Annotated in this window: 13 protein-coding genes; 6 read left to right on the top strand and 7 right to left on the bottom strand. The window is 34.0% G+C overall.

Annotation, left to right across the window (positions count from 1 at the left end; translation table 11 throughout):
- Positions 1 to 46: 46 nt before the first annotated feature.
- Positions 47 to 1438, bottom strand: a complete 1392-nt coding sequence (gene mnmE, locus HRU50_RS10735; RefSeq protein WP_296351084.1) for a tRNA uridine-5-carboxymethylaminomethyl(34) synthesis GTPase MnmE — start codon at positions 1436 to 1438, stop codon at positions 47 to 49.
- A gap of 133 nt (positions 1439 to 1571) precedes the next feature.
- Between mnmE and HRU50_RS10730 the strand changes: the two genes are divergently transcribed.
- Entirely contained in the window at positions 1572 to 2723 is a 1152-nt protein-coding gene (locus tag HRU50_RS10730; RefSeq protein WP_296351083.1) for a TlpA disulfide reductase family protein, read from the top strand.
- Between the two features lie 53 nt (positions 2724 to 2776).
- Here HRU50_RS10730 and HRU50_RS10725 read toward each other — a convergent pair whose 3' ends face one another.
- The gene (locus HRU50_RS10725; protein ID WP_296351082.1) at positions 2777 to 3430 is read right to left on the bottom strand and encodes a rhomboid family intramembrane serine protease; all 654 of its coding nucleotides are present in this window, start codon (positions 3428 to 3430) and stop codon (positions 2777 to 2779) included.
- Between the two features lie 61 nt (positions 3431 to 3491).
- On the opposite strand from HRU50_RS10725, the gene HRU50_RS10720 reads away from it, so the two are divergent.
- Positions 3492 to 4382 carry a lysophospholipid acyltransferase family protein gene (locus HRU50_RS10720; protein WP_296351081.1) on the top strand — a complete coding sequence of 297 codons (891 nt, stop codon included), beginning with the start codon at positions 3492 to 3494 and terminating at the stop codon, positions 4380 to 4382.
- A gap of 11 nt (positions 4383 to 4393) precedes the next feature.
- Here HRU50_RS10720 and HRU50_RS10715 read toward each other — a convergent pair whose 3' ends face one another.
- Together HRU50_RS10715 and glmM are read right to left on the bottom strand one after the other, a co-directional pair.
- Positions 4394 to 5896 (bottom strand): aminotransferase class V-fold PLP-dependent enzyme, encoded by a 1503-nt coding sequence (locus tag HRU50_RS10715; RefSeq protein ID WP_296351080.1) that lies wholly within the window; start codon positions 5894 to 5896, stop codon positions 4394 to 4396.
- 34 nt (positions 5897 to 5930) lie between these two features.
- Positions 5931 to 7319: a phosphoglucosamine mutase gene (gene glmM, locus HRU50_RS10710; RefSeq protein ID WP_296351079.1), complete on the bottom strand. Its 1389-nt coding sequence runs from the start codon at positions 7317 to 7319 to the stop codon at positions 5931 to 5933.
- Positions 7320 to 7389: 70 nt separating this feature from the next.
- Between glmM and HRU50_RS10705 the strand changes: the two genes are divergently transcribed.
- The 3 genes from HRU50_RS10705 to HRU50_RS10695 are packed head-to-tail and all read left to right on the top strand — an operon-like array spanning position 7390 to position 10463.
- On the top strand, positions 7390 to 7992 hold the full coding sequence (locus tag HRU50_RS10705; protein ID WP_296351078.1) for an acyl carrier protein phosphodiesterase: 603 nt from the start codon (positions 7390 to 7392) through the stop codon (positions 7990 to 7992).
- Positions 7989 to 9689 (top strand): gamma-glutamyltransferase, encoded by a 1701-nt coding sequence (gene ggt, locus HRU50_RS10700; RefSeq protein WP_296351077.1) that lies wholly within the window; start codon positions 7989 to 7991, stop codon positions 9687 to 9689. Before HRU50_RS10705 ends, ggt begins: the two co-directional genes overlap by 4 nt.
- Positions 9690 to 9731: 42 nt before the next feature.
- Positions 9732 to 10463: a hypothetical protein gene (locus HRU50_RS10695; RefSeq protein WP_366927375.1), complete on the top strand. Its 732-nt coding sequence runs from the start codon at positions 9732 to 9734 to the stop codon at positions 10461 to 10463.
- A gap of 89 nt (positions 10464 to 10552) precedes the next feature.
- Here HRU50_RS10695 and HRU50_RS10690 read toward each other — a convergent pair whose 3' ends face one another.
- From HRU50_RS10690 to HRU50_RS10680, 3 genes are all read right to left on the bottom strand, one after another.
- Entirely contained in the window at positions 10553 to 11080 is a 528-nt protein-coding gene (locus HRU50_RS10690) for a hypothetical protein (RefSeq protein WP_296351076.1), read from the bottom strand.
- 124 nt (positions 11081 to 11204) lie between these two features.
- Positions 11205 to 11459: a hypothetical protein gene (locus HRU50_RS10685; RefSeq protein ID WP_296351073.1), complete on the bottom strand. Its 255-nt coding sequence runs from the start codon at positions 11457 to 11459 to the stop codon at positions 11205 to 11207.
- 155 nt (positions 11460 to 11614) lie between these two features.
- On the bottom strand, positions 11615 to 11905 hold the full coding sequence (locus HRU50_RS10680; RefSeq protein ID WP_296351071.1) for a DUF2188 domain-containing protein: 291 nt from the start codon (positions 11903 to 11905) through the stop codon (positions 11615 to 11617).
- Positions 11906 to 12064: 159 nt separating this feature from the next.
- Between HRU50_RS10680 and uvrA the strand changes: the two genes are divergently transcribed.
- Positions 12065 to 14893 carry an excinuclease ABC subunit UvrA gene (uvrA, locus tag HRU50_RS10675; protein WP_296351069.1) on the top strand — a complete coding sequence of 943 codons (2829 nt, stop codon included), beginning with the start codon at positions 12065 to 12067 and terminating at the stop codon, positions 14891 to 14893.
- Positions 14894 to 14951 lie beyond the last annotated feature (58 nt).

The raw sequence follows: 14951 nt of genomic DNA, 5'->3' as shown, positions 1-14951 counted from the left end.
TGTAAAGTCAATAAAACCAATGTATTAACAAATAAAAGAAAGTAAGTTACTTCCCGATACAAAAATTCGCAAAGATGTTACCCAATAAATCATCCGTGGTAATCTCGCCAGTAATCTCACCAAAGTGAAATAATACTTGTCGTATATCTATTGCCATTAGGTCGCCAGATAAACCAGAATCTAATCCATATTTCACTTTTTGAATTTCCTCAAAAGCCTTTAACAATGCATCATAGTGGCGGGAATTAGTAACTATAGTTTGATTATTTCTAAGACCACCTGTATTAATAAGGTTGAGTAAAGCATCTGTAAGCTCATCTACACCAAGATTAGATTTGGCTGAAATAAGATGAACATTGGCTACCTCCGATTTTATTAAAGCGACTTGTGCATCAGAAAGTTTATCAATTTTATTAGCAATAATCTTAAGTGGTTTTTGAGGATATTTATTCTTTATTTTTTCAATTTCAACCTTTACTAGATTGAGATTAGTAATACTAGATTCACTATCAAATAAATAAATAACAACTTGTGCTTGCTCTATTTTTTCAAAGGTTTTTTTAATACCTATGCTTTCTACCACATCTTGAGTTTCTCTTATGCCTGCCGTATCTATAAATCTAAATCCAATACCGCCAATTGAGATTTCATCTTCAATGGTATCTCTTGTTGTACCAGCAATATCAGAAACAATAGCTCTTTCTTCGTTTAATAAGGCGTTGAGTAATGTAGACTTTCCCACATTTGGCTCACCGACAATAGCAACCGGTATCCCGTTTTTAATCACATTACCAACAGCAAAAGAATCTATAAGTCGTTTTAAAACAAATACAATACGATCAATCAATGCCTTAAATTGTGTTCTGTCCGCAAATTCAACATCCTCTTCTGAAAAATCTAACTCCAACTCTATAAGAGATGCAAAATTCATCAATTCTTCACGTAGTTTAGCAATTTCAGACGAAAAACCTCCTCGCATTTGTTGCATAGCAATCTGATGAGATGCCTCGTTATCACTGGCAATTAAATCGGCAACGGCTTCTGCCTGAGATAAATCTAATTTACCATTTAAAAATGCACGTAGCGTAAACTCTCCAGCATCAGCCATGCGACAACCTTTTCGCAAAAAAAGTTGAATGATCTCTTGTTGAATATAACTTGAGCCATGACATGATACTTCAACAATATTTTCGCCCGTATAAGAATTAGGATTCTTAAAAATAGATACCAACACTTCATCAATTACCTTTTCACCATCCACAATATGACCTAGATGTATAGTATGTGTTTTCTGATCAATTAAAGATTTATTAGACGTTACTGACCTAAACGAATTATCAGCAATAGTGATGGCGTCATTTCCAGAAAGCCGAATGACTGCAATAGCTCCGCTTCCTGAGGCTGTAGCCAAAGCAACAATTGTATCTTGTTGAATCATGAATTCAATTTTGTGCAAAAATATTGGAAATTCTTATTACAACAGCAATTTAAGATTTAATTCACACCACGTTTTCAAGAAATATATGTTTAGTTTTTATATTTGTCAGCTGAAATTTTGAAATATAAAACACATGAAAAAACTATTTGCTATTCTAAGTTTAGGATTAATTATAGTGGGTTGTAATACGACTACAAACGAAGCATATACCATTACAGGAAATGCGAAAGGTGTACACAATGGTATGCGTGTACGTTTAGCTAAGATAGATGAGAAAGGGCAGCAAGTCATTAAAGACTCTGCTATCGTCATGGAAGAAAAGTTTACTATTAAAGGAACGGTTGAAGAACCTGGAATCCACTTTTTATCGATTGATGGTAATCGAGGTAATGTGATTTTCATGTTAGAAAACAGTCCTATTAATATTGAATTAAATAAGGACATCCCTATGGAATCGGAAGTCACAGGTTCTACCTCTAATGAGAGCTATAAGGCCTTTCAGAAAGGGATGGAAAAATTTAGAGAAGAAGGTAATACAATAATGTCCGAATTTAGAGCTCTTGGGAAGGAAGAGGCTACTGAAAAAAGAGACTCCATAAAAAAAGCTCTTGATAATTTAAGAGAAAGACAAGCTGCTTATCCTTTAAGTTTTGTCCAAGAAAACTCAGATAATTACTTCTCCCTAAACTTAATTGGCTTAGAGTCTAACCGACCAAACTATGATGTAGTTGCGTATAAAAAGGCATTTGAAAGCTTTCCGTCAGATTTACAAAATTCTAACAAAGGGAAAGAGGTTAAAGAGATTCTAGATAAGAAATATGAAGAATTTCAAAAAATAGCACATTTAGAGGTTGGTAATATGGCGCCAAAATTTGAAGCACCAACACCAGATGGAAAAATGGTTAGTCTTGACGATATGAGGGGCAAGGTTACCATCATAGATTTTTGGGCAGCATGGTGTGGCCCTTGCAGAAGAGAAAATCCAAACGTTGTTAAAGTATACGAGAAGTATCATGATAAAGGACTTGAAATAATTGGTGTCTCTTTAGACGGTAAACAGGCGAGACAACAAGATCCTAAAAAAGCATGGTTAGAAGCTATTGCAAAAGATAAGTTAACTTGGAATCATGTATCAAGCTTAATGTACTTTAATGACCCTGTTGCTAAATTGTATAATATTACCTCAATTCCAGCAACATATATTTTAGACAGCGAAGGTAAAATTATAGCAAAGAATTTAAGAGGTCCTGCTTTAGAGCAGAAGATTTCGGAGTTATTAAACTAGACAATGATAGAGAATATTAAAAAAGCCTACTTAATTGAGTAGGCTTTTTTAATTTATTGAAGTTTTCCTGTCTTATATAAGACAAACAAAATTATAATTGGGATTGCAAGCAAGGCAACATAACCAAGATCTGTCTCAAATAAGCTCGGTAACAAAATAAGTGTAATGGCATAACCACCAACTGCGCCTCCAAAATGCGCATCATGACCAATATTACCAATGCGTTTTTTCATTCCATAAATTGAATATAATAAATATCCAATTCCAAATATATAACCTGGTATTGGTATCGGAATAAAAAACAGATATAAACTCATACCTGGATATAATAAAATTGCTGAATATAGAACACCTGTAACCGCACCACTAGCACCTATAGCGCTATACCAATATTCATCTTTATGAAAATAAAGCGATAACAAATTTCCAAAAATTAAACTAGCAACATAGATGATTACAAAATTGGCCTGACCTAATTCGAAAATCACTGTATTCGCAAAAAAGTAAAGTGTAAACATGTTAAAAAATAAATGCGTCATATCTGCATGTAAAAATGCTGAACTGAACATTCTTATTTGATCTCCACGCTTTATTGCCCCATCATTGAATTTATATTTTTCAAAAAATAGACGGTCATCAAAACCTTTAATTGATATAATAACATTGGCTACAATTAAGGCAATAGTAACCGGATCTAAATTGTGCATAAACTGTAATCTTATGAGTCAAATATAGTATATATTTGCGCTATTAAACTAACATTTTCTAATGCAATTATTAGTATATATTATCATCTATCCATTACTATGGTTAGTTTCAATATTACCATTTAGAATTTTATATATTCTTTCAGATACATTATACTTTATATTGTATACTGTGTCCGGATATAGGAAAAAAATTGTTATTACCAACCTGAAGCTGGTCTTTCCTGAGAAATCAAAAAAAGAGATTGAAATAATTGCTAAAGGGTTCTACAAGCATTTTTGCGACATCACTTTAGAAGCATTTAAGTCATTGACTATTTCTAAAAAAACAATTGATAAAAGATTTGTTTTTAAAAATCTGGATAAAATAAAGGACCTAGAACTTAAAAATAAAAGTGTCTTATTAATGACATCTCACTACGCCAATTGGGAATGGTCAATTGCTATACAAAATCATGTAGGACACGAAGGCTATGCTATTTATAAACGTTTAAAGAATAAACATTTTGATAAATTAGTGAGACGCATTAGAGCAAGATATAATGCCTATCTCATTACTACAAAAGAAACTATTCCTACGTTACGACGTCTGAAAAAAGAAGGGCAGTTATTTATTGCTGGCTTTGCAGCAGATCAATCACCAAAAGCACATAAAGCACATTATTGGAGAGAGTTTTTAGGAATTAAAGTACCTGTGATTACAGGCCCAGAAATGATTGCAAATACCTTAGATGTTCCTGCAGTATTTTTTAGAATAGATAAGGTAAAACGTGGTTATTACGTAGCAACAATTGAAGATGTGATTGAATTTCCTAAAGAATTAAAAGAATTTGAACTCACAGATCGTTATATCGCCTTCATTGAGAAGCAAATCTACGAGAAACCAGAACATTATTTATGGACGCATAAGCGCTGGAAACATAAGGATAATGTGCCTAAAGAATTTCAATAAAGCACTTTTTCTTAAAGATTAAACCAATCATTAACATTGGTGGTATCACATGGTTTTTCGATAAGCGATTTATGAATAAACTCGTTGTTGCATGGTGAGTACTCGTAGTCCTCGGCCCAAATTTTATGATTAGCTGCCAACTCTACAATACTATTACAAACATATTCAATTTCCTTAGTGGTTGTGGTGGGATGAATAGACATGCGTATCCAACCTGGTTTTCTTACCAAATCACCAATTGAAATTTCATTAGTCAATTCTTTAGAAGTTTGTTGATCTACATGTAACAAGAAATGTCCGTATGTACCTGCGCAACTACAGCCACCTCTAGTTTGAATGCCAAATTTATCATTCAATAATTTCACACCGAGGTTATAATGCAAATCGTCAATATAAAACGACACAACGCCTAAGCGGTCTTTATGCTGCTGTGCTAGGATATTTATGTTGGCAACTGGATCTAGTTTCTTAAAAACAATATCAAGCAATTCGTGTTCACGCTTCAGGATATTTTCAATACCCATTTGCTCCTTTAACTTTATAGAAAGTGCTGTTTTTATGGTTTGAAGAAATCCTGGTGTACCACCATCTTCTCTATCTTCAATATTATCTATATACTTATGCTCGCCCCAAGGATTAGTCCAACTTACTGTTCCGCCACCAGGACAATCTGGCACCATGTTATTATATAATTCTTTATTAAACACTAATACTCCAGAAGTTCCTGGGCCACCAAGAAACTTATGAGGAGAAAAGAATACTGCGTCTAAGTAAGCATCCTTATCTTCAGGATGCATATCAATTTCAACATATGGTGCAGAACAAGCAAAATCCACAAAGCACACGCCATTATGCTTGTGCATTAATTTGGCAACGTCGTGATACGGCGTTTGAATTCCTGTAACGTTAGATCCACCTACGATCGAACATATTTTTAAAGCACAGTCTTTATATTGATTTAATAGCTTTTCTAAATTCTCAAGACAGAATAAACCATCTTTATTTGGTGGTACGACTTCAACCTTTGCTATAGTTTCTAACCATGAGGTCTGATTAGAATGATGTTCCATATGAGAGATAAACACCACTGGTCGCATTTCTTCAGGTACAGATGTATGTTCTCTTAAATTCTCAGGAACCTTGAGCCCTAAGATACGCTGAAACTTATTAACAACACCTGTCATTCCATTTCCACAAACGATTAATACATCATCTTCATTTGCATTAATGTGATCTTTAATAATGTGTTTTGCCTTATGATAAGCTTTGGTCATTGCGGTACCAGAAACGGTTGTCTCAGTATGCGTATTAGCCACAAATGGACCAAACTCGTTACATAACTTCTCTTCTATGGGTCTGTACAATCTACCAGATGCTGTCCAATCTGTATAAATGATTTTTTGTGTTCCAAAAGGTGATTCAAACTCTTGGTCAATACCAATTATATGCTTTCTGAATTGTTCAAAATACAATTCTAGTTCTGTTTTAGCGTTTTGTTTTACTTCAGGAATCATTCTCAAAAAATCAATTAAACCGTTTCTAAAGATACTAAATGTTAGCGACTGCTTTTATTTCTGCAATAAATCGGTCTGCAAGCTCATCTGCAGCCTCTTGTGATTGCGCTTCGGTATATATCCTAATAATTGGCTCAGTATTACTCTTTCTCAAGTGTACCCAACTATCAGCAAAATCTATTTTTACACCATCAATAGTAGTTAACTTTTCATGACTGTAATTAGATTCCATTGTGCTTAAAATACCATCAACATCTAATTGCGGAGTAAGTTGAATCTTCTTTTTACTCATAAAGTAATTTGGATAAGAAGCTCTTAGCTCGCTCACAGACATTTTCTTTTCAGCTAATAAGCTTAAGAATAACGCAACACCAACTAAGGCATCTCTTCCGTAGTGTAATTCTGGATAAATGATTCCGCCATTACCTTCACCACCAATCACAACATTGTTTTTCTTCATTAACTCAACCACATTAACTTCACCAACAGCACTGGCTTCATACATGCCGCCATGCTTTTCCGTAACATCTCTTAAAGCTCTGGTAGAACTCATGTTACTTACCGTATTCCCAGGATTCTTGCTCAATACATAATCTGCACAAGCAACTAAAGTGTATTCTTCACCAAACATATCACCTTTTTCATCCATAAATGCTAAACGATCCACATCAGGATCTACAACGATACCAAAGTCTGCATGAGCATTAACAACAGCTTCAGCTAAATCCCCTAAATGCTCTTTTAATGGTTCTGGATTATGTGGAAAATGTCCTGTTGGGTCACAATATAACTTTACCGCTTCTACGCCCAAACGCTCTAACAATAAAGGAATAGCAATACCTCCAGTAGAATTAACACCATCAACAACCACTTTAAAATTAGCAGCTTTAATCGCCTGTTTATTTACCAATGGTAAATCTAAAACCTCATCTATATGGATATCTATATAAGCATCATTTTTAGTTATTTCTCCCAAATCATCCACCTCAGCAAATTCCATATCATCAGACGCAGCAATTTCTAATATTTTCTGACCTTCAACCCCATTTAAAAACTCACCTTTTGCATTTAATAGTTTTAATGCATTCCATTGTTTTGGATTATGACTTGCCGTTAGAATGATACCTCCATCAGCATGCTCTAATGGCACTGCCACTTCAACTGTAGGTGTTGTTGATAAACCTAAATCGATGACATTTATCCCTAAACCAACAAGTGTGTTCATGACTAAACTCTGAATCATATCACCAGAAAGACGAGCATCTCTTCCAACAACAACTCTGTAATTTTCTTTATTGCGCTGTTGTTTTAACCAAGTACCATAAGCTGCTGCAAATTTTACTGCATCAATAGGTGTAAGGTTGTCTTCAACTTTTCCGCCAATAGTACCACGGATTCCTGAGATAGATTTAATTAAAGTCATAGGTTCTTATTTTTGAGCAAATATAATATCTTAATACTGTTTTGTTATAATGAATTTGTAAATTCGATATATGAATTTTCTAGCCCATATTTACCTTTCTGGCGACAACGAATTCATTAAAATTGGAAATTTCGTTGCTGATGGCATTAGAGGTAAAAATTATAAAAACTATACTAAAGAACTGCAAGTTGGTATACTTCTGCATCGCGAAATTGACACCTTTACCGATGCACATCCTATTTTTAGAAGAAGTACAAAACGCCTACACAATCCATATAGGCATTTCAGTGGTGTTATTGTTGATATTTTTTATGATCATTTTTTAGCTAAGAATTGGGATCAATATTCAGAAATACCATTAGCTATCTACGTTGAAAGTTTTTACAAAGTCCTAGAATTGCATATTGAAATCTTACCAGAACGATTCAAACACTTAACCCCAATAATGATTAAAAGTAATTGGCTTTTAAGTTATGCATCTGTTGAAGGCATACAACAGGTACTCAATGGAATGAATAGAAGGACTAAAGGCATATCAAAAATGAATGAAGCTACAAAAGAACTCATAGAATTCTACAACGAATTTGAAGCAGATTTTTCTGAATTCTTTAAGGACTTGATGGACTTCAGTGACAATAAACGCACCCAACTTATAAACCAATTTAATTTATGAAGCGTCTTATCATAATTTCTTTAATACTGGCATGTTTTACTGCTTGTAAATCGGATCACAAATCCAAACAAAAAGAACAAAATAGAGGCATAATTGCCAATAAAGGCATGGTAGTTAGTGCCCGTGAAGAAGCTTCTAAAATTGGTGTAGATATTTTAAAACAAGGTGGAAATGCATTTGATGCCATAATGGCTACAGAAATGGCTTTAGCAGTCTGTTATCCTTATGCTGGTAATCTTGCTGGTGGTGGATTTTTGGTATATCGATTGGCAGACGGCTCTAAAGGTGCATTAGATTATCGTGAAAAAGCACCTTTAGCTTCTTCTAAAGACATGTACTTAGATGAAGATGGCAATATTGTAAAGGGTAAGAGTACAGTTGGTGCTTTATCTGTTGGTGTTCCTGGCACCGTAGCTGGTATCTTTAAAGCCCAAAAAAGATTTGGTAACCTTGATGTAGAAACCATTCTCAGACCTGTGATTAATCTAGCTGAAAAAGGATACGTCATTACGAGCAAACAAGAACAGCGAATTTTAAAATATGATAGTATTTTCAAAGTTGTTAATGGAAACGAAATACTATACAATAAGAAGCTCAAGTTTGGCGACACCATAAAGAATGTCGCGCTAGCCAACACTTTAAAACGCATTGTAAAACATGGACGTGATGAGTTCTATAAAGGCGAAACAGCATTAAAGCTTAGAGACTTTTTAAATTCTAAAGGAGGTATTATCACTTTAGAAGATTTAGAAAATTATGAAGCTGTATGGCGTGACCCTGTATCTTTTAATTATGACAATCTTACCATAACATCTATGTCACCACCTTCTTCTGGTGGTATTTGTTTAGCGCAAATTATGAAAATGGTTGAACCTTTTGATTTAAAGTCTTACGGTCATAATTCTTTAAAAAGTATTCAATTAATGGTGGAAGCTGAGCGCCGTGCCTATGCGGACAGAAGCTTCTATTTAGGAGATCCTGATTTTATTGATATTCCGATTGACACTTTAATAAGTGATAATTATATAGAAAGTCGTATGTTCGATTTCAGTTTTGACAAGCCAACTGAATCAAGATCTATTACACATGGTAAAATCACAGGTTATGAAAGCGATGAAACCACACACTACTCTATCGTTGACCAATTTGGTAATGCCATTGCGGTTACCACAACCATCAATGGTGGTTATGGTTCAAAATTATTTGTGGATGAATTAGGCTTTTTTCTAAATAATGAAATGGATGATTTTAGTAGTAAACCTGGTCACCCAAATTCATACGGACTAGTTGGTGCCGAGGCCAACAGCATTGCACCAGAAAAACGCATGTTAAGTTCAATGACACCTACAATCGTTGAAAAAGATGATGCATTTTATATGTCGGTTGGTACACCAGGAGGATCAACAATAATAACATCTGTCTTTCAAACCATCATAAATGTTTATGAACATGATTTAACTATGCAAGAAGCTGTTAACGCACCTCGTTTTCATCACCAATGGTTGCCTGATGAAATCCGAATTGAACCTCATGGATTTAGTACTGATATCATAGAACAACTCGAACAAAAGGGTTATAACATCAATGTGAAACGTTCACCGATTATTGGTAAAGTAGATGGAATTTTGAAATTAGAAAATGGTATGCTTGAAGGTGGCGCAGATTATCGTGGTGATGATACAGCTGTTGGCTTTTAATTCTTTAATTTTGAAAAGACTTTAATTTAATACCTTATTCTCTTGAAAAAAAAGTGGACCATAAAGCGTATTCTAAAAATTATTGGTGGCCTCATTGTCTTTTTCACATTACCATCACTACTCTTTTTTGGATTTATCTATTTAAAGTACAACGAAGATTTACCGACTGGTATTGAAGGTGAACAAGCCGATATGCTAGCAACTAAAATGTTAGAAGCATTAAATGAGGAGGCTTATCTCAATACCGATTATTTAGAATGGACATTTAAAGGTGATCACCACTATAAATGGTACAAGACTGATAATTCTTGCGAAGTATCTTGGGACAGAATTACTGTAGTCTTAGATTTAAATAACAAAACCAATTCCAATGTGTTTGTCTCACAGCAAGAATATAATGGGTCAGAAAAACAAAAATATATTGATAAGGCCATAGCCTATTTTAACAATGATTCCTTTTGGTTAGTAGCACCATATAAAGTCTTTGATAAAGGCACAGAACGACGTTTAGTAAAAACAAAGGACAACAAAGATGCTTTATTAATTACTTATACCTCTGGAGGAACGACACCTGGCGATTCTTACTTATGGCATTTGAATGAAAACGGTAAACCAATAAGCTATCAAATGTGGGTAAAGATTTTACCTATTGAAGGTTTTGAAGCCACTTGGGACAATTGGATTACCACCGAAAGTGGCGCCCAACTACCAACCTCTCATAAATTATTATTTTTTAATTTAGAAATGGGTGAAGTAAAAGGACTTCGTTTCTAGTAAATAGTCTCAATCTTGAGCAAACAGTTTTAGTCTACAAAGAACAGAATTTGAATTAAAATGACTTAACAGCTACTGTATACTGACTACTATTTAGACCTTTGTCCAACAAATTGTTGACTTTTCAATTTAAACAAGACATTAAAACTAGTTAGACTACCATAGCTTCTTTTAATGTACTGTTGCAAATCTATTTTTTCTTGTTCATCTAAGTTTTTACTAGAGTTGATTTTTTGTTCCATAACCCTAAGGCGATCTCTCACCATAGTTATCTTATGAAAAAACGTATCAATTGGTAACTCTTTGCCTTGTAGATTTGTATCTCCTGGCTCTAGAATTAATTTTCCACCTTTCCACTTATCTGCTATGGTAACAACCTCAGAGACATCAGACCATTTCTTCAATATATCTCTGAGGCTTTTTTCTACTTCATAAAAACTCACTGTATCTACTTCGTCTTCAGCAGCCTCAATAACTTCAAAATCTTCATCAATTTCAAGAGTTTCAAGACCATTGTCAATAAAAGTGACCCAATAATGTTTTGAGGTGACGTTTGTTACAACACCTTTTCCGTATTCCGAGTGGTTAATTCTAGATCCTATACCTAGTAATTTCATATCGCTTTGTATAATTAATTGTAATTAAAACTGTGCTAATAAAAGTATAGAATACGAACTTAAATTCAGATAAAATTTTGCTTAAATTTTCTCAAAAAGACTTTAAGGCGAGTAAAAAAAAGAATTATGATTTTTTATATTCCTTAATCTCTACTCCTTCCGCCTTAAGTATTTTATATAAGCGCTTAGGTGACATTCTATAAGCCTTACATATCTCAGAAACTTTTTGTTGTCTGTTGAGATAAGCCTCTACAAACTTTGCGTTTCTAAGACTTTCATAATGTGCATTTACTTCATTTAAAATATCTTCTTCAGATACTTGGGAGGTTGTTGCTAATTTTTGAATTTCTGTAACAATGTTACTTAGTTGTGCATTCATTTTTTCTAGGGTTTGCGGTTACTATATTGTAAGATTCCGTAAGGGTGAAATCCTTGATTACCAATAAAAAGGAAATTAAATCTAAGTAGTGGGTTTAACAAATATATAAATTTTTCAAAGAAGTTCCTTTTAAGGAATTCTACAAATAACAAAACTTAATGCTTCCCATAACTTATCCTATCTCTAATACCACCTGTTTCTCTGTGTATTATTACATCTGCATCATATCTTTTAGCCAATACTTTTGCTCTTCTAATTGCAGTAGTCTGCTTTCTATGCTTTGAGGTGATTCTTTTATTGCCTTCGCGTCTAACTGCCCATACATTTTCATAAGGCACGACGTGCTGATGCCAAGTTCTTTTTTTAGCAGACTTATGACCTAGGGCCGCTAAAATAGCTTCAATCAAATCTTGGAGTAGTTGCATCCATGTTTTGTTTTTCGACATATATAAAACAAGTTAAAAAAGAGCCTTCAATATAAGTTTTTCTCTACAATTGACACTAACATTAAAGCATTCCGCTCATAAGTAAGTTACTATTTTTCATATTGAGACTTCACAACTATTTAACATCTAAAGTTGTACCTTTGCAACTTTGTAAAATCTATGACAGCATTTCACGATTCTATTGAAGTAAAGGGCGCAAGAGTTCACAATCTTAAAAATATTGATGTTACTATTCCAAGAGAGAAACTTGTAGTCATCACAGGGCTTTCTGGCAGTGGTAAATCTTCTTTGGCATTTGATACCATCTATGCAGAAGGACAGCGTAGATACATAGAAACGTTTTCTGCTTATGCACGTCAATTTTTGGGTAGTTTAGAGCGACCAGATGTAGATAAAATTGATGGTCTTTCACCTGTGATCGCTATTGAGCAAAAAACAACAAACAAATCACCGCGTTCCACTGTTGGGACCATTACTGAGATTTATGACTTTCTAAGATTATTATTTGCTAGAGCAGCCGATGCCTACAGTTATGAAACTGGGGAAAAGATGGTGAGCTACAGTGATGAACAAATCAAAGCGCTGATTTTAGAATCATATGAAGGTAAAAGAATTAATATCCTAAGCCCTGTGATTCGTTCTAGAAAAGGACACTATCGTGAATTATTTGAGCAAATAGCTAAACAAGGCTTTGTAAAAGTGAGAACTGATGGTGAAATAGTTAACCTTGAAAAAGGGATGAAACTAGATCGCTATAAAACTCATGATATTGAAATTGTTATTGACCGTTTAAAAATAGATGGGGCCCAGGATAACGAAAAAAGATTGATGGAATCAATTAATACAGCAATGTATCATGGTGACGACGTATTAATGGTTATTGATCAAGATACTAATGATGTAAGATACTTTAGTCGTAATCTAATGTGTCCTAGCTCCGGAATTTCTTATCCAAACCCAGAACCAAATAATTTTTCATTTAACTCCCCAAAAGGTGCTTGTCCTTCATGTAACGGTATAGGTGAATTATATGTTGTAAATGAAAAAAAATTAGTTCCTGACGACACACTCTCAATAAGAAAAGGTGCATTGGCACCTCATGGCCCAGAAAAGAAAAGCTGGATTTTCAAACAGTTTGATACCATCGCACAGCGTTTTGACTTTTCATTAAATGATGCATGGAAAGATATCCCTGAAGAGGCAAAACAAATGATCCTTTATGGTGGCAAGGATAAATTTACTGTAGAAAGTAAACTGCTTGGTGTTTCAAGAAACTATAATATAGATTTTGAAGGTGTTGCGAACTTTATAGAGTCTCAATACAAGTCTAATTCCACATCACTAGTGCGTTGGGCTAAAGAATATATGGATAAAGTTGAATGTCCGGAATGCCATGGTTCAAGACTCCGAAAGGAATCACTCTATTTTAAAGTTGATGGAAAGAGCATTGCTGACATTGTTAAAATGGATATTATTGAACTAGGTGAATGGTTAGAAGGGTTAGATCAAAGATTATCAAAAAAACAGCTCCAAATTTCATCTGAAATTATAAAAGAAATTAAAGCACGTACGCAATTTTTAATAGATGTAGGTTTAACTTATTTATCGCTTAACCGTAGTTCTAAATCATTATCAGGTGGAGAAGCACAACGCATTAGGTTAGCAACTCAAATAGGTTCTCAATTGGTAGGTGTTTTGTATATATTAGATGAGCCAAGTATTGGATTACATCAACGAGACAATGAAAAATTGATTAATTCTTTAGAGTCTCTTCGAGATGTTGGCAACTCAGTAATTGTCGTAGAACATGATAAAGACATGATAGAGCGTGCGGATCATGTTATTGATATTGGACCATTTGCTGGGAAACATGGTGGCGAGATTATAAGTGAAAGTACACCTAAAGCATTATTAAAAGAGCACACTTTAACAGCCGCATACCTAAACGGTGAAAAAGAAATAGAAATACCTAAAAAACGTAGAAAAGGTAATGGTAAAAAATTGATACTTAAAGGTTGTACTGGTAATAACTTAAAAAATATAAATATTGAATTACCTTTAGGTAAGATGATTGGCGTAACTGGAGTTTCTGGAAGTGGCAAATCTACTTTAATTAACGAAACCCTCTACCCTATTTTAAATGCCCATTTTTTTAATGGTGTAAAAAAGCCAATGCCATATAAAAGCATAAAAGGTTTAGAACATATTGATAAGGTAATTGATATCAATCAATCGCCAATAGGCCGAACACCACGAAGTAATCCCGCTACCTATACTAAGACATTTGATGAAATAAGAAAACTATTTGCTATGGTCCCAGAAGCTATGATTCGTGGATATAAGCCTGGTAGATTTAGTTTTAATGTCGCTGGTGGAAGATGCGAAACATGTCAAGGTGGAGGATTAAAGGTTATTGAAATGAATTTTTTACCAGATGTGTACGTAGAATGTGAGACATGTCAAGGAAAAAGGTTCAATAGAGAAACCTTAGAAATAAGATATAAAGGAAAATCAATTAGTGATGTCTTAGAAATGACCATTGATGAAGCCGTTAATTTCTTTGAGCACATACCAAAAATTCACAGAAAACTCAAAACAATCCAAGATGTAGGCTTGGGATATATCACTTTAGGTCAGCAGAGCACTACACTTTCTGGTGGTGAAGCACAGCGCATTAAACTTGCTACAGAGCTTAGTAAAAGAGATACAGGCAATACCTTTTATATTTTAGATGAACCTACCACAGGACTTCATTTTGAAGATATTAGAGTACTGATGACAGTTTTAAACGAACTGGTGGAAAAAGGCAACACTGTTCTAATCATTGAACACAATTTAGATGTTATAAAAACAGTTGACCATATTATTGACATTGGTTATGAAGGCGGAAAAGGTGGTGGACAAGTCGTTGCAGTTGGTACACCTGAAGATATTATCAAGAATAAAAAAAGCTACACGGCTCAATTTTTAAAAAAAGAATTGAATTAATTATTTCTTAAATTTAATTCTGTAATATTTATCCTATTTCTAAAAGGATTATATTAGT

It is taken from the genome of Winogradskyella sp., from assembly GCF_013213835.1.
Lineage (GTDB): Bacteria > Bacteroidota > Bacteroidia > Flavobacteriales > Flavobacteriaceae > Winogradskyella.
Note: the sequence above shows the minus strand (reverse complement) of the source record. Positions and strands in the feature narration are given on the sequence as shown.